We start from the raw sequence: 20,708 nt of genomic DNA on the forward strand, positions 1-20,708 counted from the left end.
GGGGTCGCTGCTGCGGGCGTGGCGGCGGGGGCGGAGGTGGCCGGGGTGGCCGCGCCGGCGGCGGGCGCCGCGGCCTCGCCTCCTGCGTCGCCCTCGCCCCCGAGGCCGAGCGCGGAGCGCCGGTCACGCGAGCGCTTCAGTAGGTGTTCGGGAATCTCAGTCATACGTCGGTACCGGTGCCAGCGAGCGAGCGCCAGCGAGTGAGCGGCCACCCGCGGCCTGCGTGGGCACTAAGCCTCGGCGACCCGCCTGTGGGGAACGCAATTGAAGGTTCGGGAATCTCGGTCACGTGCTCTGCGGTTCCATGCGAAGTTCGGGTGGGCGGGCGATCTGATCTCCGGACGGCAGGCCGTCGCGGCGCGGTCGGGAGCACACGATAGGCGAGAGCGTGGCGCAACTCAGAAATCTCCGGTGCCGAACGCGGGACTGGCGAACAGAGCGCCACCGGGCCGGGGCGGGGATCTGTGTCCGATGTCCGGCGCCGATCACAACCGCATTTGGACCGGCGGGACGCGACCGGAAACACTGTGGTGCCAAACGCCACGACTTCGTCCCAACCGCCCACCATGTCGGCAACACGCCGGTCACAGTAGGGTTGCGGACGGAGCTGTGGGTCGCGTCCCGCCGATGTGCCCATCGGTGTCGACCGACAGACGAACCTCCACCCGAATCTCTCCCACCCAGCTGTAGCGAAGCAGAAAGGCAAGCACCGGCATGATCGCCATCGACCCCTTGGAGTGGCCAGGCGTGAACATGGCCTTCTTGGTGTCGTTCTTCGGCGCGATCGCCATGACGCTGGCCGTGATCCCGTACGGCAAGCGGCGTCCGGTCGGCAAGCCGGTCTCGTGGGGCGAAGCGATGCTCGGCGCCGCCTACGCCTTCTTCACGATGTTCGTGGCGTTCGGCGTCGCCCCGCACCAGTGGATCGACCACGCCGACAAGAACCTCGGCTGGTCGAAGGACAAGATCATCTACGGGCCCGGCGGCTTCCTCAAGCCCACCGCACTCGGCGGCTTCTGGAACCCGATCACCCTGCAGTACGAAGCGGTGCGCGACATCGTCGTGGTTCTCATCCACGTCGTCTACTTCGGTCTGATCATCTTCATCTGGAAGTGGTGGCAGTCGCGGGGCGAGACCAAGCCCAGCACCGAGGTCGCAACCTCCACCTTCGGTCGCCCGCTGGTGAGGAAGTCATGACGATGAACGGGTTCAGCGAGCGTCCCGAAGTCCGCGCGGCCAAGGCCGGCGGAGCGCTAGCGGAGCCGGCCGTCCACGCGGCCTGCGTGGCCATTGAGCTTCAGCGAATCGCTTGTAGGGAACGCAGCTGATGGCGAGGACCGACGCCAATCCGCCGATGATGCCGTACACCGACGAGTACACGCTCGTCGAGGTCGACGCCGACTACCTCACCAAGGCCGTCAAGCCGAAGCAGTTCATCCACATCGACCAGACCGAGTGCATCATGTGCGAGGGCTGCGTCGACATCTGCCCGTGGAAGTGCATCCACATGGTGCGGCCCGAGGCGATCGTCGAGGCGGTCGGCACGGAAAAGCCCGGCGAGGACCCCTCCGACAACGTCGTGTTCACCATCGACGACGACATCTGCACACGTTGCGCATTGTGTGTCGATCGGTGCCCGACGGGCGTCATCATCCTCGGCAAGGTGGGCCAGCCCGCCGCCACCGGTGACTCCCACACCCGCACCAACAGCCACGGCTACGCCTACGGCATGAGGTTCTAAGGATCATGGCGAAAGTAATCGACGAGAAGCCCCGCCCGACCGTCAAGGAGCGGGCCAAGGCGATGCAGGACGGGGTGCAGGGCAGCCAGGTCTGGAGCAGCATCTTCCGCCCCGGCTCGATCTTCCGCAAGGGCTACACCGACAGCCCGCGCAACCGCAGCTACGTCATCATGAACTCGGTGCTGTACCACCTGCACCCGGTGAAGGTGAAGCGCCACGCCGTGAAGGTGAGCTACACGCTCTGCCTCGGCGGCCTCAGCTTCTTCCTCTTCATCTTGCTGACGGTCACGGGCATCTTCTTGATGTTCTTCTACCGGCCCGAGGCGACGGCGGCCTGGAACGACATCTCCAACCTGCAGACGTCGGTGACGTTCGGTCTGTTGGTGAGAAACATGCACCGATGGGGTGCTCACCTCATGGTGCTGTCGGTGTTCCTCCACATGGCCCGCGTCTTCTACCACGGCGCCTACAAGGCCCCCCGCGAGTTCAACTGGGTCATCGGCGTCATCCTGCTCACGCTCACCCTGCTGCTGTCGTTCACCGGCTATCTGCTGCCGTGGGACCAATTGGCCCTGTGGGCCGTCACCGTGGGCACCAACATGATGGGGTACACGCCGGTCTTCGGTAAGGACGTACGGTTCGTGCTGCTCGGCGGCGCCGAGATCGGGCCCGAGACGCTGCTGCGCTGGTACGTGCTGCACGTGCTCATGTTCCCGTTCATCATCGTGATCTTCATGGCCATCCACTTCTGGCGAGTCCGCAAGGACGGCGGCATCTCCGGCCCGCTCTGAGCCGTCGGGTAGGTACCACATGACTGAGATTCCGGAACACCTCCTGAAGCGGGCCCAAGCGGCACGCGACAAGGCCCAGGCCGACCGCGCCGAAGGCGCCGGTGGCGCGGCCGCCGACTCCACTCCGGCGGGCGACGCGGCCGCCGCCGCGCCCAGCGACGCCGAGTCGCGCATCCCCGCGCACCTGCTCGAGCGGTCGCGCGCGGCGAAGGCCCAAAAGGCTGGAGGAGCCGAGGGCGGCGACACCGCCGCTCCCTCCAGCGGCGGCGCGGTGGCCGTGGCCGAACGGCCCGGCGACATCGTCACGGCGGCGCCCACGGGCGGCGGCGTGCCCATCGGCGCCGGTCCCGGCGGTCACACCCAGCGTCTCCTCACCGTCGTCAAGAGCGGATCGATCCAGGAGGTCAAGGCGTCGCCGGTCGACAAGGTGCACACCTGGCCGCACCTGCTCGCCGCCGAGTTCGTCGCCGCGCTGGCCTGCCTGGCGTTCACGTTCGTCTTCTCGATCTTCGTCAACGCCCCGCTGCTCCAGTTGGCCAACACCAACCAGACGCCGAACCCGTCGAAGGCCCCGTGGTACTTCCTCGGTCTGCAGGAGCTGCTCACGATGTTCCACCCGATGGTGGCCGGCGTGACCATTCCCGGCGTGGGCCTGATCGTGCTGATCTTCGCCCCGTACATCGACAAGAACCCGTCGAACAAGCCCGAGGACCGGAAGTTCGCCACCTCGCTGATGACGATCCACCTGATGTTCTGGGCGGTGCTCGTCATCATCGGCTCGTTCTTCCGCGGCCCCGGCTTCAACTTCACCCTGCCCTGGAGGGACGGCCTCTTCTTCGAGCTCTGAGCGCGAAAGGAGCCACTGATCATGTCGAACGCAGCCATCATCGCCATCGCCATCGGAGCCGCGGTCGTGCTCGGCGCCCTGGCCTTCATCACCACCGCCCGTCGCAGCGACGTGCGTGGCGCCGGAGCCCTCTCGGCCGAGACCCGTCAGCGGGACCGCTCGGCTCGCCGCGCCCGGGCCGACGTCGAGGGCACCACCACGCGGGCCGACGACGCCCCGTCGTCCACCGGGCTCACCGCCGCCGAGGTCGAGCAGGCCGGACGCGAGGCACGCAAGCCCTCGTTGCCGGTCCCAGCGGCCTCCGCCGCTCCGGCGCCGTGGGTGCCGCCGGACCCCGAGCTCATCGGCGTCTCGCGCCGCCAGTTCTTCAACAAGGCGACCATCACGCTCACCTCCACTGGCATCGGGGCCTTCGCCGCGGCCGGCTTCGTCGCCTTCCTCTGGCCGACGGCCACCGGCGGCTTCGGCCAGGACGTCACCGTGGGCAAGCTGCAGGACATCATCGACGGCGCCCGCAGCAACGCCGGGTTCTTCTACGCCCCGTCGGCTCGCGCCTGGATCACCGAGTACCCGTCCGACGCCCTGCCCAAGGCCGAAGCGGTGTACCCCACCAACATCTACGCCGGCATGGCCAACTACGGCATCGTCGCCCTCTACCAGAAGTGCCCGCACCTCGGCTGCCGCGTGCCCGAGTGCGCCACCAGCGGCTGGTTCGAGTGCCCCTGCCACGGCTCGCAGTACAACCGCGTCGGTGAGAAGAAGGCCGGCCCCGCGCCGCGGGGCATGGACCACTTCCCGATCTCGGTCGACGGTGGTGGCAACGTCACCATCGCCACGGGAACCGTGGTCAACGGTGCCGTGATCGGCACCAACACGACCGGCCAGGAAGCCGAAGGCCCACACTGCATCGGCGGAGGTAGCGGTGGCCACTGACGCGTCGTCCGCTTTCGCGTCGCTCGCTTCGCTCGCTCGCTGCAGCGTGCGAGGAGAAATCGGAGCGGCTTCGCCGCACCCAACTTGCCGGCGGCGGCGAGCAAGCTCGCCTGATGCCGCCTGGCGAGGGGGCTACCGCCCCCTCGCACACCCCCGACGGAGGTTGTACCGCGACATGGTGGCAGACCGGTTCTCACGCCGCGTGAACTCTGGGACGGTGTGTTCGTGATCGCCATTGCTCCGACGACCGTCGCTTGGATTCTCGCGGTGGTGGTCGTCCTCGGCTGGATCGTGTACGCCGCGCTCAATCAGGGTGCGGCCCGGCGCGAACTCGGCTCCGAGATCGAGCTGGCGGCCAACCGCAAGCCCTACTACTCCGACGAGGAGCTCGAAGGCAAGCGCCTCGAGCTCGTGCAGTTCATCGGCGTGCTCCTGCTCGCCGTCATCGTCGTCGGCCTGCCGCTCTACTGGGTGCTCGAACCCGATCGTCAGGCCGGCGCCGTCGCCCAGCAGAACGCGACGATGGTCGGCTGGGGCGCTCGACTCTTCGAGACCACCGAGAACGGCGGCTTCAACTGCGCCGGCTGCCATGGCACGATGCAGGCCACAGGAGGCGTCGCCCAAGGCACGGTCACCGATCCCCTCACCGGCGAGGTCTCGTCGGTCGACTTCATCGCCCCCGCCCTCAACACCGTCTTCTACCGCTTCGACGAGGAAGAGGTCACCTACATCCTCACCTACGGCCGGCCCGGCACGCCGATGTCGGCCTGGGGTCTCGACGGTGGCGGGCCGCTCAACGCCCAGCAGCTCGAGACGCTGGTGATGTACATGCAATCGATCCAGATCCCCCGCGAGAACTGCAGCGCCGAGGAGGAGGGCGACCCGCTCTGCCCGACCGGACACCTTCCGGCCGACATCCAGCAGGACATCCAGAACGCCGCCGAGGCGGCGGTCGAGGATGGTCGGTACGAGACTCTCGGCGAGGCGCTGTTCAATCTCGAGCTGGCCGGCGGCGCGTTCAGCTGCGCCCGCTGCCACACCGAGGGTTGGAACTACGGCGATCCGCAGACACCCGGGGCCGGGCGTCTCGGCTGGAACCTCACCGGTGGTTCCACCAACGAGCACTTCCCGCTGGCCGAGGACATGGAACAGTTCATCGCCGACGGCACCACGCAGGGCGCCGGCTACGGCAACGGCGGGCAGGGCACGGGCCGCATGCCGGCCTTCGGCTCGATGCTCACCGACGAGCAGATCCAAGCCATCGTCGAGTACGTGAGGGGCCTGTGATGAGCGCGCTCGGTTCCATCCTCGCCATCAACTGGGAGCCCGAGCTCCGCGGCATCCTCATCGTCATCATCTCGGTGGCGGTGCTCTGCGGCTCCGTCTACCTGATCCTCGGCACCAACCTCGGTGCTCGCCTCGGGTTCCTCGTGTCGCTCGCCGCCCTCGCCGGCTGGATGATGATGATGGGCATCATCTGGATGATCTACGGCATCGGCATGCAAGGCCCGATGCCGTCGTGGAAGGCGATGGAAGGTCGCACGGTCATCCAGGACACCGACGCCTTGACGACGGCCGGGGTGCTCGACGGATCGATCGAGATCCCCGAAGGCGCGTCGTTCCAGGAGCGCGGCGAGATCATCTCGGCCGCGTTCGAGGCCGAGGGCTGGGAGGCGCTCGACGCCGCCTCGCCGGAGTACGGCCAGGCGTTCGCCGCAGCCCAGACGTTCATCGAAGAAGAAGAGGCGCTCGCCGCTGGCGGCTACGTCGCGACGGCCGTCTACGACGTCGGCGGTGAGCGCTGGCCGAAGATCGGCGAGTCGATCGACTTCCTCGCCTTCATGCACGATCCGCGCTACGTCGTGGTCGAGGTGGCTCCCACCGAGCCGACCCGCACCGAGGCCGGCCGGGCGCCGGCCAGCGCGATCATCCAGGAGGACGGTCAGCGCCAGTTCGTCTACATGATCCGTGACCTCGGCGCCCGGCGTCAGCCAGCCCAGGTGCTCACGGTGGGCTCCGGCCTCATCTTTGGGGCCTTGTGCTGGCTGCTCCACCGCCGCGACCAGACCGTCGAACGCAACCTCGCCGCACCAGCGCCGGCGGGTTAGGCCCCATCGTGTCGCAGTACCTGCCCGTCGTCGTGCTGGCCGTGCTCGCGGTCATCTTCGGAGGCATCACCCTCGTCGCGTCCTGGCTCCTCGCCCCGAAGCGCCCGTCCGACGCCAAAGAGGCGCCGTACGAGAGCGGCATCGTGCCGTCCCGGGAACCCCCACGTCGCTTCCCGGTCGGCTTCTACATCGTGGCGATGCTGTTCGTGATGTTCGACATCGAGATCATCTTCATCTACCCGTATGCGGTGTCGCGATCGGCGCTCGGCGTGTACGGGTTCGTGGCGATCCTCATCTTCTCCGCACTGTTCTTCATCACGTTCGTGTACGAGGTGGCCCGCGGCGGACTTGACTGGGGTCCGCGCCAGACGGCGCAGCCGGTCGACGGCGAGGCGGCGATGTTGTCCGCCGAGCGGACCACGCACACGACGATCCGCCGTGTGGGCACGGAAGGACGGGAGACTGCGGCATGAGCGAGCCGGGACTGCTTTCGAGCATCAAGGAGGACGGGCTCGGCGGGCTGACTCACAACGTCATCACCGGCAAGCTCGAAGTGCTCATCAACTGGGCCCGGTCGCGCAGCTCGTGGCCGGCCAACTTCGGGCTCGCCTGCTGCGCCATCGAGATGATGGCCACCGGCGGTGCGCACTACGACCTCGCCCGGTTCGGCATGGAGGTCTTCCGGGCCTCCCCGCGCCAGGCCGACATCATGATCGTCGCCGGCCGCGTCAGTCAGAAGATGGCGCCGGTGCTCCGCCAGGTCTACGACCAGATGATGGAGCCCAAGTGGGTCATCTCGATGGGCGTCTGCGCCTCGAGCGGCGGGATGTTCAACAACTACGCGATCGTCCAGGGTGTCGACCAGATCGTTCCCGTCGACGTCTACGCGCCGGGCTGCCCGCCCACGCCGGAGACGCTGTTGCACGCCATCGAGACGCTGCACGGCCTCATCGAGACCGGCGAGATCCTCAAGCGACGGTCCCCGGGGGAGGGAGCCAACGTGCACGTGACCGAGATCCCGTCACAGGGCCCGGTCCCCGTCTCGCTCGGACGGGCATGAACATGCGGAGTCTTCGGAGCATGGTCGTGCCCGGCATGCCGTGCGAGCGCCAGCGAGCCGGCATGCGATGGGGTCGGGGGGCGCAGCCCCCGGAAGGACGGGTATAGGCATGGCTGACGACACCGCCCAGGACACTCCCGAGGCTCCGACGGTTCCCGAACCCGTCACGCTGTACGGCTGCATCACCAGTGAGAGCCGTGGCCAGACCGTCCTGCACCCCTCCCGCGAGAACTATCTCGCCACGGTGAAGGCGATGGCCGACGACGGCTACACGATGTGCGTCGACCTCACGGCCGTCGACTACCTCGAGCTCCCGAACCGGGCCCTGCCCGAGGGGGTTGCCGCGGAGCGCTTCGAGCTGGTGGTCAACCTCCTCGACATGGTCGGCACGCCTGGCGCTGGTGCGCGCCGGGCCCGGCTGCGGGTGCAGGTCCCGGCCGACGACGCCGAAGTGGCCTCGCTGTTCCACATCCATCCCGGTACCGAGGCGATGGAGCGTGAGGTCTTCGACATGTTCGGCATCGTCTTCTCCGACCACCCCGACCTCACCCGCATCCTCATGCCCGAGGACTGGGTGGGTCACCCCTTGCGTAAGGACTACGCGATCGGGTCGATTCCCGTGCAGTTCAAGCAGGTGGGGGAGCGCTGATGAGCTCGATGATCGCGAGGACGTCCGAGGCCGGCCAGGAGCTACGCCCGCGCAGCGAGCTCACCGCCGTCGAGCTGATGCGCGAGGTCGGCGCCGTGCTGCGTATGTCGGAGAAGGACGCCGCCGCGCTCGGCGACATCTCCGATGTCGATCTCGACGTCGATTCCGACGAGACGATGATCATCAACATGGGGCCTCAGCACCCCAGCACGCACGGCGTGCTCCGGTTGATGCTCGAGCTCCAGGGCGAGACCGTGCTGCGCTGCAAGCCGATCATCGGCTACCTGCACACCGGCATGGAGAAGACGGGCGAGCAGCTCACGTACCTCCAGGGGGGCACGAACGTCACCCGCATGGACTACCTCAGCCCGTTCTTCAACGAGCTGGTGTTCTCGCTGGCCACGGAGAAGCTGCTCGGGATCGACGAGGAGATCCCGGAGCGGGCGGTGTGGATCCGCATGCTGATGAGTGAGCTCAACCGCATGTCGAGCCACCTGCTGTTCCTCGCCACCAACGGCATGGACCTCGGCGCCGTGTCGATGATGATCTACGGCTGGCGCGAGCGCGAAGAGGTGCTGCGGTTCTTCCAGAAGGTCACCGGACTGCGGATGAACCACAACTACGTGCGTCCCGGCGGCGTGGCAGCCGACTTGCCGCCCGGCTGGCGCGACGACGTGCTGCGGCTCCTCGACCTGATCCCGCCGCGTCTCGACGAGTACGACGTGCTGATGACCGGCCAGCCGATCTGGCGCGAGCGCCTCCAGGGCGTCGGCGTGATCACGCCCACCGAAGCGATCGCCCTCGCCGCCACCGGGCCCGTGCTCCGGTCGACCGGCGTCGAGTGGGACATCCGCCGCAACGAGCCGTACATGCACTACGACGAGATGGACTTCGACGTGATCGTCGGCTCGTACGGTGACGCCTTCGATCGCTACGCCATCCGCATCGCCGAGGTCCGCGAGTCGATGAAGATTGTGCGCCAGATCCTCGACCGCATGCCGGCCGGCGACTACCGGATCCAGAACAAGAAGGTCACGCCGCCACCGCGGGCCCGCATCGACGAGTCGATGGAGGCCCTGATCCACCACTTCAAGCTGTTCACCGAGGGCTTCAAGGTGCCCGAGGGCGAGGTGTACGTCGCCGTCGAGAGCCCGCGCGGTGAGCTCGGCTGCTACATCGCCAGCGACGGCTCGGCCACCCCCTACCGCATGCACATGCGGGCGCCGTCGTTCGTCAACATCCAGACGCTGCCCCACATGATGCGAGGCCGTCTCGTGGCCGACGCCGTGGCGATCATCTCGAGTGTCGATCCGGTGCTCGGGGACGTGGACCGATGAGGCCGGTGCGAGCGGTCGTCCTGGCGGCCGTCGTCGCCGGTACGGTCGCCACCGGGGGAGCAGCCGTCATGGCCGCACCCGCGCCTCCCGGCACGGGCTGCATCGATCCGACCACGGCTCCCGCCACCGCCGAGCCGGTCAGCACGCTGCCCGCCGTGCCCACCACACAGGCCGCCGGTGCCGTGGTGTTCACCCCGCCCGAGGGTGACTTCAGCGTGACGTTCCCCGGCCAGCCCGAGCCCCAGACGGTGCCGGGCACCGGTGCCGAGACGTCGACGTGGGGCGTCATCGACGGCACGGCCGGTTACCTGGTGTCGCGCACCCTGGTGGGGGCCGGCCAGTCGATCGACCTGCAGGGTGGGTGCGAAGGTGCCGTCGCCGGGATGGGTGGAACGCTGATCTCGAGCGTCGCGATCACCGTCGACGGCCGCCCGGGCATCGAGTTCGTCGCCTCGGTCCAAGGAGGCACCGCCGTCCAGCGCATCATCGATGCCGGCACGGCGATGTACCAGCTCGTCGCGACCGACGCCGGCACGCTCACTGCGGCGGATCCGATCGTCGTGGCCTTCTTCGACTCGTTCCACCTGACCGCGGCGATCGACCCTGCGGCGACCACCCTGCCTGCCGTCCCCACGGTGGCCGTGCCGACGATCCCCGTGCCCACCGTCGCGGTCCCGACGGTGGCGGTGCCGACGGTTGCCGTGCCCACCGTCGCCGCCCCCACGGTGGCGGTGCCGACGATCGCCGTCCCGACGATCGCTGTGCCCACCGTGGCCGTCCCGACGGTCGCCGGGTCGACGACGGCGCCGGTCCCCGCCGGCTGGACGCTCTACACGTCACCCACCGACGGCTACTCGGTGGCCTTCCCCACCGAGCCGACGACGTCCTCCCAGCCGATGCCCACGGGCGACGGTGGCTCGCTGCCCCTCAGCACCACGCGGGCCAGTGGGGGCGATCGCGAGTTCGCCGTCAACTACTTCGCCCTGCCCGCGGGCGGCACGTTCGATGCCGAGGCCGGCCGCGACGGCTCGCTGGGCGACTTCTCGGCGACGCTGGTCAGCTCGGTGCCGATCGAACTGGCAGGACGCACCGGGCTCGAGTTCGTCGGCTCGTTCATCCAGGACGGCCAGCCGGCCACCGTGGTGTCCCGCATCTACACGGACGGCAGCAACGTCCACCAGCTCCTCGCCCTGTCGTTCGGGACCGTCGACGCGACCGATCCCGAGATCGCCGGGTTCTTCGGGACGTTCACCTTCACCGGAGCACCATCATGAGCCGTTTGACCGTCGAGAACACGGTGCTGGCGCGAGAGATCATCGCCCGGTACCCGCGGCCGAAGTCCGCCCTCATCCCGCTGCTGCACCTCGCCCAGGAACAGGACGGCTACGTCACCAACGAGGCGATGGCCCATCTCGCCGAGCTCGTCGGCGTCACGCCGGCCGAGGTGTACGGCACGGCCACGTTCTACGAGATGTTCAAGTTCGAGCCCACGGGCAAGTACCTGATCAACATCTGCGGCACGATGTCGTGCGCCCTCCTCGGCGCCGAGGAGCTGATGCACCGGGCCGAGCACCGTCTCGGCATCAAGGCCGGCGGCACCACCCCTGACGGCACGTTCTCGCTGCATCACGCCGAGTGCCAGGCGGCGTGCACGGAGGCCCCGTGCCTACAGGTGAACTACCGCTATCGCTTCCGGGTCACGCCCGACCAGCTCGAGGCGCTCATCGACGATCTCGAGGCCGGCAGTCTCGACGGCGAGATCCCCCCGCACGGCACGCTCGCCCAGGTGCGCCAGCGCATCCCGGCCGACCGCGGTGTCGGCGCCGTCGACCCCGACGACGTCGATGGCCCGCCGCCCTGGATGCCCGCCCCCGAACCGACAGGAGGAGCGTGATGTCGCTTCAGCGAGCGTCTCGGGGTTCGAGCGGCCGTTCACGCGGCCTGCGTGGCCGGGGAACGCAGCAGGGAGGTAACTCGTGACCACTTATCCGTGGGCTCCCGGGTACGTGGAGAGCGACGAGCGGCCGAAGATCGTCACGTCACGCTTCCGCTACGAGGACGGCTACACGCTCGATCGCTACCTCGCCACCGGCGGCTACGAGGGACTCCGCCGGGTGCTGGCGATGTCGCCGGCCGACGGTCACCAGGCCGTGAAGGACGCCGTCGTGCTCGGTCGCGGCGGCGCCGGGTTCCCGGCCGGCGTGAAGTGGGGCCTCACCCCGCCCAACGTGTGGCCGCGGTACCTCGTCGTCAACGGCGACGAGAGCGAGCCGGGCACCTACAAGGACCGCCTCCTCATGGAGCGCGACCCGCACCAGCTCATCGAGGGCTGCCTCATCGCCTGCTACGCCGCCGGCCTGTCGCAGTGCTTCCTCTACATCCGCGGCGAGATGGCGTTGGCCCAGGAGCGGGTCGCCGCCGCGCTGAACGAGGCGTACGCCGCCGGCTACATCGGCAAGAACATCCTCGGCAGCAACTTGTCGGTCGACGTCGTGCTCACCTGGGGCGCCGGCGCCTACGTCGTCGGCGAGGAGACCGCCCTCATCGAGAGCCTCGAAGGCAACCGTGGCATGCCGCGGCTCAAGCCGCCGTACTTCCCGGCGGCCATCGGGCTCTACGGCCAGCCGACCATCGTCAACAACGTCGAGACCCTGTCCAACCTGCCGTGGCTGCTCGCCAACGGCGCCGCCGCCTACACCGCCATCGGCACCGAAACCTCGCCCGGCACCCGCATCGTCGCCGTGTCCGGTCACGTGAAGCGGCCTGGCGTGTACGAGATCGTCAACGGCACCACGACGTTCCGCGACCTGCTGTACGGCGAGGAGTTCTGCCAGGGCATCCGCGACGACAACGAGCTCAAGGCGTTCGTGCCCGGAGGCGGTTCGGCCCCGTGGTTCCTGCCCGACCAGCTCGACCTGCCGTTCGAATCGAAGCTCGTCGGCGCCGCCGGTTCGATGCTCGGCTCGGGAGCCATCATGGTGATGGACTCCACCACCGACATCCCGGCGATCGCCCAGACGCTGGTCAGCTTCTACGCCAAGGAATCGTGCGGCAAGTGCACGCCGTGTCGCGAGGGCGGCACGTGGTTGTCGCGCATCATGGAGCGCGTCGTCCAGGGACGGGCCACCCAGGCCGACCTCGACCAGCTGCTCGAGATCGGCCAGACGATCTGCCCGGGCGACTTCCCCCATGCGGCAAGCGAGCGCCTCGGCATCGACACCGTGCCGTTCCCCTTCAAGATGACGACGATCTGCTTCGTCGGACCGTCGGCCTGGACAGCCGTGCACTCGGCGCTCACGCTGTTCCCCGACGAGTTCCAGGCGCGCATCAAGCAGCGCACGACGATCCCCGTCACTGCTGCCGACGCCCCAGCACCCCAGCCGGTAGGAGCCCACGCGTGAGCGACACCGCCAAGACGGACAGCCCCACCGAGGGCGACGCTCCCGAGGTCGACGCACCGCCGCCCGATCCGAACGCCGTGTCGATCACGATCAACGGCAAGGCGGTCACGGCCCGCAAGGGCGAGTACGTCATCGCCGCGGCCGATCGGGCGGGGGAGTACATCCCGCGCTTCTGCTATCACCCCCGCATGTCGTCGGTGGGGATGTGTCGGCAATGCCTCGTCGAGATCGACTCGGGTCGCGGGCCGCAGCTGCAGCCGTCGTGCATGGTGACCGTCGCGCCCGACATGAAGGTCGAGACGGAGTCGCCGGCAGCGAAGCGGGCGCAGGAGGGCATCATCGAGATGCTCCTCGCCAACCATCCCCTCGACTGCCCGGTCTGCGACAAGGGCGGCGAGTGCCCGCTCCAGGACCAGGCGTTCAGCCATGGTCCCGGTGAGTCCCGCTACGTCGAGGAGAAGCGCCACTACGAGAAGCCGATCCCGATCAGCGACCTCGTGCTGCTCGACCGCGAGCGCTGCATCCTCTGCGATCGCTGCACGCGCTTCGCCGACGAGGTGGCCGGCGACGCCCTGATCCACTTCACCCAGCGCGGCAACGAAACGCAGGTGATGACGTTCCCCGACGAGCCGTTCTCGTCCTACTTCTCGGGCAACACGGTGCAGATCTGCCCGGTCGGCGCCCTCACCGCCACCCCGTACCGCTTCAAGGCCCGCCCGTGGGACCTCGCCGAGTCCGAGTCCACGTGCATGGGCTGCTCGGTCGGCTGCCGCATCACCGTGCAGTCGAGCCGCGACGAGCTGGTCCGCTACCTCGGCGTCGACAGCGACCCCGTCAACTGGGGCTGGCTGTGCGACAAGGGACGCTTCGGCTTCGAGACGATCAACTCCGACGAGCGCCTCACCACGCCGCTGGTGCGCACCGAGTCGGGTCTCACCGAGACCACGTGGAGCGGCGCCCTCGCCGCCGTGGCCAGCACCCTCGCCGCCGCCGACCCCAAGCGGGTGGCCATCCTCGGCGGCGCCCGCGGCACCAACGAGGACGCCTTCGCCTGGGCCCGGCTGGCCGACTCCATCGGCATCGCCAACCGTGACGCCCAACTCGGCGACGGGATGCCGGCAGCCCTGCTCGATCTTCCCCGGGCGACGATCGACGAGACGACGGCCGCGCCCACCATCATCCTCCTCGGGCCCGACCCCAAGGAGGAGCTCGGCGTCCTGTACCTGCGCCTCCGGCACACCGCCGAGAAGCGCACGTCGCGCATCATCGAGCTCACCCCCACCGCCACCGGGCTGTCCCGCAACGCGTGGCGCAGCATCCGCGTCGAGCCCGGCGCCGCGGCCACGGCCGTCGCCGCCCTGCGCGCCGACGACGTCGCCGGCCAGCTCGCCAAGGGCCCGGTCGTCATCGTGGCCGGGCGCGCCAACCTCGCCGAGTCCGCAGCGTCGGCGTCCGCCACGCTACGCGCCGTCTACGAGGCGGTCGCCGCCGTCCAGCCCGACGTCAAGGTGCTCCCGGCCCTCCGCCGCGGCAACGTCCACGGCGCCCTGCAACTCGGCCTCCGCCCCGCCAACGGTTCTCTCGACGCCCTCGGCATCCTCGCCGCCGCCCAGGCCGGCGAGGTCGATGTGCTCGTGCTGCTCGGCGCCGATCCCCTGTCCGACTGCCCCGATCCGGTCCTCGCCCGCAACGCGGTCGAGAAGGCCGGCGTGGTGATCGCCCTCGACGGCTTCCTCAACGACTCGTCGTCGCTGGCCGACGTCGTGCTCCCCGCCGCCCTGTTCGCCGAGAAGTCCGGCACCACCACCAACCTCGAAGGCCGGGTGACGACGGTCAGCCAGCGGGTCACGCCTGCCGGGACCGCCCGGGCCGACTGGATGGTCGCCGCCGAGCTGGCCGACCGGCTCGGTCACGACGACCTGGCCGTGATGCTGTCGTCGGTCGAGTCGATCACGTCGGCGATCGCCGGCACCGTGCCCGCCTACGCCGCCGCCAGCCCGGCGGCCCTCGACGGCAACCGCGACGGCGTCCTCGCCGTCGGCACCGGCACGCCGGCCGACATCACCGCCTTGGAGAATTTTCCGGTGGGCGCCCGCAACAGCTACGACTACCGCTTGGTGGTTGCCCGCACGCTCTACGACCAGGCCGTGGCCACGTCCCACGCACCGTCGCTCGCCCCGCTCGCCGGGGCCGCGTCGGCGCGGGTCAACCCGGCCGACGCCGACAAGCTCGGCGTGTCGGGGGGTGGCCGGGCCAAGGTGTCGGGACCCCGTGGTGAGGTGGTGCTCGACGTGGTCGGCGACGCCGCGGTGCCACGCGGCACCGTGTTCGTGCCGTTCAACCACGGCTCCACGGTGAACACGCTGGTCGACGCCCAGAGCGACGTCACCGACCTCCGCATCGAGGCACTCCAATGAACGCCGCACCTGAGACTTCTTGTACTGATTTCACCTCACGGGTGACCAGAAATCAGTACAAGAACTTGGGGTTCGGGGTGACGGCGTGAGTTCCTTCCTCGGGTTCGATCCGCTGCTCGTCGGCGGGCTGAAGTGGACGCCGATCGTCCTCGTGCTCGTCAAGGTGGTCGTCGTCTTCGCCGTCGGCCTCGTCGGCACGATGTTCATGGTGTGGTTCGAGCGCAAGGTGATCGCTCGCCTGCAGAACCGCCTCGGCCCGAACAAGGCCGGTCCGTTCGGCTTGCTGCAGACGCTCGCCGACGGCATGAAGCTGATCTTCAAGGAGGACTTCCTCCCCGATCGGGCCGACCGCTTCGTCTATCGCCTCGCCCCGTTTCTCGCCTTCGTGCCGGCGTTCCTCGTCTGGTCGGTCATCCCCCTCGGCGGTGACTTCAGCGGCGGCAAGGACGGCACCGTCGAGCTGTTCGGACACGTGACGCGGCTCCAGCTCGCCGACCCGCCCGTCGGCATCCTGCTCGTGCTCGCGCTGTCGTCGGTCGCCGTGTACGGCATCATGCTCGCCGGCTGGGCGAGCGGTTCGAAGTACCCGCTGCTCGGCTCGGTGCGCGCCTCGGCGCAGATGGTCAGCTACGAGGCGGCGCTGGGTCTCAGCGTCGCCGCCGTGCTGCTCACCGCGGGCACGCTCACGACCAGCGGCATCGTCGACGCCCAGAACCGCTTCGTCGATTGGAGCATCGTCGCCACGGCGTTCGTGCCGTTCGTGATCTTCGTCATCGCCGCCACGGCCGAGCTCAACCGCCCGCCGTTCGACCTCGTCGAGGCCGAGCAGGAGCTCGTCGGTGGCTTCAACACCGAGTACTCGGCGTTCAGCTTCGCCCTCTTCTTCCTCGCCGAGTTCATGAACACGATCACGATGAGCGGCATCATCGTCACGCTGTTCCTCGGCGGTCCGCAGGGCCTCTTCGACATCCCGATCATACCCGGCGCCATCGAGGGCACGATCTGGTTCCTCGCCAAGCTGTTCGTCTTCCTCTACGTCTTCGTCTGGTTCCGGGCCACGCTGCCCCGCCTGCGCTACGACCAGCTGATGGACCTCGGCTGGAAGCTGCTGATCCCGGCGTCGCTCGGCTGGTTCCTCCTGCTCGCTGGCCTGCGTGTCGTCCGAGACGAGGACTGGGACTTCTGGCAGACCCTGCTGGCAGGTGGCGCCGGAGTCGTGGTCCTCGCCGTGTGCGGCGCTTTGATGCTGCTGGCCGTCAACGTGAGCCGCCGCAACCGCGAACAGGAGGATCTGGCATGAGCCACGAACGTCCGGATTTCAGCGAGCGCAGCGAGCGTCCCGAAGTTCGAGCGGTGAAGGCATGCGGAGCGCTAGCGGAGCATGCCGTTCACGCGGCCTGCGTGGCCGGGGAACGCACCAGTGGAGAGGTCGTCTGATGGGCTATCTCGACGGGTTCCTGGTCACGCTGAAGCAGCACAAGATCTTCGGGGGCGAGCGACCGACGCGCGAGTACTCCGGCGGCCGCATGGCCAAGAAGAAGGGCGAGACCGCACCCGACTTCGCGCCAGATGCCAAGGCCGACAAGCCCGAACGGCTGCACGGCCGGCACGTCCTCAACCGTTACGAGGACGGCATGGAGAAGTGCATCGGCTGCGAGCTGTGCGCCGGCGTGTGCCCCGCCAAGTGCATCTACGTCCGCGGCCGCGACAACGATCCCGACAACCCGACGTCGCCGGGCGAACGCTTCGGCTTCGTCTACGAGATCAACTACCTGCGCTGCATCCACTGCGACCTGTGCGTCGAGGCCTGCCCGACCGAGGCGATCACCGAGTCGAAGCTCTTCGAGTTCTCCTTCACCAGCCGCCAGGACGCCATCTACACCAAGGCCGAACTGGTCGTCGGCGACGACGGCAAGCCGAAGCAGCTGCCGTGGGAGGACTGGCGCGACGGGGAGGACGAGCACACCAGCGGTTGGATGCGCGCCACGTCGCCCGGCGGCGACGCCGACTTCGTCGGAGTTTCCGGTTGGAGCGGTGAGCTCGGCTACGGTCTTCGGGCCCCCGAAGCGCGCGACGAGCATGTCGACGGGGCTTCTCCCACCCCATGAACTTCATTGTTTTCGTCATCGCGACGCTGATGGTGATCGGCGGCGCCGTCGGTGTGATCGTTCGTCGTCACCCGGTGCACGCCGCGCTGAGCCTCGTGCTCACGCTCTTCGGCGTCGCCGTGCACTTCGTGTCGATGGAGGCCCACTTCCTCGCCGCTGTGCAGGTGATCGTCTACGCCGGCGCGATCGTCGTGCTGTTCCTGTTCGTGATCATGCTGCTCGGTGTCGACAGCAGCGAGAACCTCAAGATCGAGCCACTGCCGATCCAGCGTCCTCTCGCCGCCCTGGCCTCCCTGGCCATCGTCGGCCTGCTCGTCGCCGGCATCTTCGAGGCACGAGAGGCGCCGCCCCTGAAGGCCGGCATCGGTCTCGACATCACCGGTGAACCGGTCGTCACGCCCGGCGCCGAGGATCCCCGCGTCAACGGGGCCGCAGGACCCGACGCCAACATCAAGCAGCTCGGCGAGAACCTCTTCAGCGACCACGTGCTGGCGTTCGAGCTGACGTCGGTGCTGTTGATCGTCGCCGTCGCCGGCACCGTCGTCATGACTCGCAAGGACAAGCGGGACAAGGCAGGCCCGTCATGAACGCGGTGAACGTCATCGCCCTCACCGCGCCGCAGCCCACGCCCACGTGGTACCTCGTGCTCGGCGCCGTGCTGTTCGGTATCGGTGCGTTCGGCGTGATGGTGCGACGCAACCCGCTCGTGCTCTTCATGTGCATCGAGCTGATGCTCAACGCCGTCAACCTCAGCTTCGTGGCCCTCTCGGTGCGCAACGACAACATCGACGGGCAGACGGCCGTGTTCTTCGTGCTCGTCGTCGCCGCCGCCGAGGTGGTGGTCGGCCTCGGCATCATCGTGTCGATCCTGCGACGCCGGTCCGGCGCCACCGCCGACGACATCAGCGAGTTGTCGGGATGATGCGGCATCGCTCGCTGCGCTCGCTCGCCGCATCACCCGAGTTGATTCGGAGCGGCTTCGCCGCGCCCAACTGCAGGCGGGGGCGAGCAAGCTCGCCTTGCCCCGCCGAATCGGGGGGCTACCGCCCCCCGAACCCCCCGACGGAGGTTGTACTGATCACGGGCGCCGACCGGACCCAGCTCCGGCGCGAATGGCTGGTGGGTTGACATGTTCGACGCAATCTTTCTGATCCCCGCGTTCCCGCTGTTCGGGTTCCTCGTCAACGTCGCCTTCGGACGCCGGCTCGGCGAGCCCAAGTCGGGGTTGTTCGCCACGGCGATGCTCGGGCTTTCGTTCGTGGTCACGGCGATCGCCTGGATCGACATGGTCACGACGGAGGCCGGGCACGGCGCGGGCGGCCGCACCCACATCGTGCGGCTGTTCGAGTGGATGCCCGTCGGCGACCTGAAGATCGACATGGCCCTGATGGCCGACCAGCTGAGCATCACGATGTGCCTGTTCGTCACGGGCATCGGCACGCTGATCCACCTCTACGCGGTCGGCTACATGCACGGCGACCCGAAGTTCTCGAAGTTCTTCGTCTACCTGAACCTCTTCGCCTTCTCGATGCTGATGCTCGTGCTCGGCGAGAACCTGCTCGTGACGTTCCTCGGCTGGGAAGGCGTGGGCACGTGCTCGTACCTGCTCATCTCCTTCTGGCACACCAGGGAGTCGGCGGCCACGGCGGGCAAGAAGGCCTTCGTCACCAACCGCGTGGGTGACTGGGGCTTCATGGTGGCGATGTTCCTCGCCTTCGGCGCCGTCGGCACGCTCAGCTACACGGGGCTCAACGCGGCGGCCGAACAGGGCGGGCTCGCCCAGTCGACGGCCACGGCGATCGGCGCGATGCTCTTCGTCGGCGCCGTCGGCAAGAGCGCCCAGCTGCCCCTGTACTTCTGGCTCCCCGACGCGATGGAAGGCCCGACGCCGGTGTCGGCGCTCATCCACGCCGCGACGATGGTCACCGCCGGCGTGTTCTTGATGACCCGCATGAACCCGGTGCTCAGCGCCGGGGCCGACTGGGTGCCCACGCTCATCGCATGGATCGGCGTCGGTACGGCGCTGTTCGCGGCCACCGTCGCCGTCGCCCAGAACGACATCAAGAAGGTGCTCGCCTACTCCACCGTCAGCCAGCTCGGCTACATGTTCCTCGCCGTCGGCTCGGGCGCCTACGTGGCGGCGATCTTCCACATGGTCACCCACGCCTTCTTCAAGGCCCTGCTGTTCCTCGGCTCGGGGTCGGTCATCCACGGCATGCACGACGAGCAGGACATGCGCAAGATGGGCCAGCTCCGCAAGTGGATGCCCATCACCGCGGCCACGTTCCTCATCGGTTGGCTGGCCATCGCCGGTGTGCCGCCGTTCGCCGGCTTCTGGTCGAAGGACGAGATCCTCCTGTTCGCCTTCGACAAGAGCCCGGTGCTGTACGTGCTCGGCCTCGTGACGGCGCTGCTCACCGCCTATTACATGACCCGCCAGATCATCATGGTGTTCTTCGGTGAGGCCAAGTGGCAGGACAAGGCCGCCGAGCACGGTGCCCACGGCGAGCTGATCACCGCCGACCACAACGACCTCGCCGAGCAGCCAGCCGATCACACAGCGCAGCCGGACGCGAGCGAAGCGAGCGATCAACACGGCCACGCCGCAACACCGCACGAGTCGCCGTGGATCATGCTCTTCCCGCTGGTGGTGCTGGCCGGCCTGTCGATCGTCGGTGGCGTCATCCAGCTGCCCGGCGTGTCGTGGCTCCCCGACGGGATCGTGCACAAGCTCGCCGACTGGCTCCATCCGCTCGTCGAGGGCGGTGAGCGGGTCATCGACGCCGACCTCGATCACAACAAGTCGTGGCTGATGCTCGTGGCCATCGCCGTCGCCCTGGCCGGCATCATCGCCGCCGTCGCCGTGTACCAGCGCAAGCGGGTGAAGGCGATCGAGCCCGAGATCCTCGCCAATGGCTGGTACTACGACAAGTCGATCAGCGACTTCATGGGCGGCCCCGGGCGCAAGGCGTTCGAGGGCGTCGCGTGGGTCGACCGCAACGTCGTCGACGGGGCCGTGAAGGGCACCGCCAAGGAGATCGGTCTGGTGGCCGGGCTCGTGCGCAAGGTGCAGAGCGGCTACGTGCGCGCCTACGCCGGCATCCTCGGCCTCGGTGTCGCCGCCCTGTTCGTGTGGTTCATCCTCGTCCGAGGAATTCTGTGATGCTGCGTTCCCTACAGGCGATTCGCCGAGGCTCAGTGGCCACGCAGGCCGCCGCGCCGGCTCCCCGACAAGCCGGCTCGGCTGAAGCCTCGGCAGCTAGCGCTCCGGTCGCCTACCCGCTCGAACTTCGGGACGCTCGCTGGCGCTTGCTGA

The 20,708-nt window shown here is 68.5% G+C and carries 19 protein-coding genes and 1 pseudogene; all 20 read left to right on the forward strand.

The window, feature by feature from the left end; all coding sequences use genetic code 11:
• Positions 1 to 714: 714 nt before the first annotated feature.
• The 20 genes and pseudogenes from DN771_RS23625 (at position 715) to nuoL (ending at position 20,555) form a co-directional block, all read left to right on the forward strand.
• Entirely contained in the window at positions 715 to 1,197 is a 483-nt protein-coding gene (locus tag DN771_RS23625; protein WP_162942335.1) for a hypothetical protein, read from the forward strand.
• 130 nt (positions 1,198 to 1,327) lie between these two features.
• Positions 1,328 to 1,741: a 4Fe-4S binding protein gene (locus DN771_RS23630; RefSeq protein WP_117000039.1), complete on the forward strand. Its 414-nt coding sequence runs from the start codon at positions 1,328 to 1,330 to the stop codon at positions 1,739 to 1,741.
• A gap of 62 nt (positions 1,742 to 1,803) precedes the next feature.
• On the forward strand, positions 1,804 to 2,532 hold the full coding sequence (extP, locus tag DN771_RS23635) for a selenite/tellurite reduction operon b-type cytochrome ExtP (protein WP_420810937.1): 729 nt from the start codon (positions 1,804 to 1,806) through the stop codon (positions 2,530 to 2,532).
• Positions 2,533 to 2,551: 19 nt separating this feature from the next.
• A complete protein-coding gene (locus tag DN771_RS23640; protein WP_117000041.1) occupies positions 2,552 to 3,379 on the forward strand; it encodes a cytochrome b family protein in 828 nt (275 codons plus the stop codon).
• A gap of 21 nt (positions 3,380 to 3,400) precedes the next feature.
• Positions 3,401 to 4,312: a Rieske (2Fe-2S) protein gene (locus DN771_RS30170; RefSeq protein WP_205528743.1), complete on the forward strand. Its 912-nt coding sequence runs from the start codon at positions 3,401 to 3,403 to the stop codon at positions 4,310 to 4,312.
• A gap of 225 nt (positions 4,313 to 4,537) precedes the next feature.
• Positions 4,538 to 5,599, forward strand: coding sequence for a c-type cytochrome (locus DN771_RS23650; protein WP_162942336.1), 1,062 nt, complete (start codon positions 4,538 to 4,540; stop codon positions 5,597 to 5,599).
• On the forward strand, positions 5,599 to 6,420 hold the full coding sequence (locus tag DN771_RS23655; RefSeq protein WP_117000043.1) for a hypothetical protein: 822 nt from the start codon (positions 5,599 to 5,601) through the stop codon (positions 6,418 to 6,420). The genes DN771_RS23650 and DN771_RS23655 overlap by 1 nt, the downstream gene beginning before the upstream one ends.
• Positions 6,421 to 6,428: 8 nt before the next feature.
• Complete coding sequence (locus tag DN771_RS23660) at positions 6,429 to 6,893, forward strand: NADH-quinone oxidoreductase subunit A (RefSeq protein ID WP_193615407.1); 465 nt, start codon at positions 6,429 to 6,431, stop codon at positions 6,891 to 6,893.
• A 47-nt stretch (positions 6,894 to 6,940) separates the two neighbouring features.
• Positions 6,941 to 7,373: pseudogene (locus DN771_RS23665) on the forward strand (NADH-quinone oxidoreductase subunit B); the annotation flags it as partial.
• Between the two features lie 216 nt (positions 7,374 to 7,589).
• Positions 7,590 to 8,129 (forward strand): NADH-quinone oxidoreductase subunit C, encoded by a 540-nt coding sequence (locus DN771_RS30745; RefSeq protein ID WP_117000045.1) that lies wholly within the window; start codon positions 7,590 to 7,592, stop codon positions 8,127 to 8,129.
• Positions 8,129 to 9,466: an NADH dehydrogenase (quinone) subunit D gene (gene nuoD, locus DN771_RS23675; protein ID WP_117000046.1), complete on the forward strand. Its 1,338-nt coding sequence runs from the start codon at positions 8,129 to 8,131 to the stop codon at positions 9,464 to 9,466. The genes DN771_RS30745 and nuoD overlap by 1 nt, the downstream gene beginning before the upstream one ends.
• Entirely contained in the window at positions 9,463 to 10,740 is a 1,278-nt protein-coding gene (locus DN771_RS29790; protein ID WP_162942338.1) for a hypothetical protein, read from the forward strand. The genes nuoD and DN771_RS29790 overlap by 4 nt, the downstream gene beginning before the upstream one ends.
• Complete coding sequence (locus tag DN771_RS23685) at positions 10,737 to 11,360, forward strand: NADH-quinone oxidoreductase subunit NuoE family protein (protein WP_117000047.1); 624 nt, start codon at positions 10,737 to 10,739, stop codon at positions 11,358 to 11,360. The genes DN771_RS29790 and DN771_RS23685 overlap by 4 nt, the downstream gene beginning before the upstream one ends.
• 82 nt (positions 11,361 to 11,442) lie before the next feature.
• Positions 11,443 to 12,867 (forward strand): complex I 51 kDa subunit family protein, encoded by a 1,425-nt coding sequence (locus DN771_RS23690; protein ID WP_117000048.1) that lies wholly within the window; start codon positions 11,443 to 11,445, stop codon positions 12,865 to 12,867.
• Positions 12,864 to 15,284, forward strand: a complete 2,421-nt coding sequence (gene nuoG, locus DN771_RS23695) for an NADH-quinone oxidoreductase subunit NuoG (RefSeq protein ID WP_162942339.1) — start codon at positions 12,864 to 12,866, stop codon at positions 15,282 to 15,284. The genes DN771_RS23690 and nuoG overlap by 4 nt, the downstream gene beginning before the upstream one ends.
• An 85-nt stretch (positions 15,285 to 15,369) precedes the next feature.
• Positions 15,370 to 16,584 carry an NADH-quinone oxidoreductase subunit NuoH gene (nuoH, locus tag DN771_RS23700; protein ID WP_117000050.1) on the forward strand — a complete coding sequence of 405 codons (1,215 nt, stop codon included), beginning with the start codon at positions 15,370 to 15,372 and terminating at the stop codon, positions 16,582 to 16,584.
• Between the two features lie 136 nt (positions 16,585 to 16,720).
• A complete protein-coding gene (locus DN771_RS23705) occupies positions 16,721 to 17,392 on the forward strand; it encodes a NuoI/complex I 23 kDa subunit family protein (protein ID WP_117000051.1) in 672 nt (223 codons plus the stop codon).
• Positions 17,389 to 17,979 (forward strand): NADH-quinone oxidoreductase subunit J family protein, encoded by a 591-nt coding sequence (locus DN771_RS23710; RefSeq protein WP_117000052.1) that lies wholly within the window; start codon positions 17,389 to 17,391, stop codon positions 17,977 to 17,979. The genes DN771_RS23705 and DN771_RS23710 overlap by 4 nt, the downstream gene beginning before the upstream one ends.
• Positions 17,976 to 18,314: an NADH-quinone oxidoreductase subunit NuoK gene (gene nuoK, locus DN771_RS23715; RefSeq protein ID WP_117000053.1), complete on the forward strand. Its 339-nt coding sequence runs from the start codon at positions 17,976 to 17,978 to the stop codon at positions 18,312 to 18,314. The genes DN771_RS23710 and nuoK overlap by 4 nt, the downstream gene beginning before the upstream one ends.
• Before the next feature lie 207 nt (positions 18,315 to 18,521).
• Positions 18,522 to 20,555 carry an NADH-quinone oxidoreductase subunit L gene (gene nuoL / locus DN771_RS23720; protein ID WP_117000054.1) on the forward strand — a complete coding sequence of 678 codons (2,034 nt, stop codon included), beginning with the start codon at positions 18,522 to 18,524 and terminating at the stop codon, positions 20,553 to 20,555.
• Positions 20,556 to 20,708: the final 153 nt, after the last annotated feature.

Source organism: Desertimonas flava, from assembly GCF_003426815.1.
GTDB lineage: Bacteria > Actinomycetota > Acidimicrobiia > Acidimicrobiales > Ilumatobacteraceae > Desertimonas > Desertimonas flava.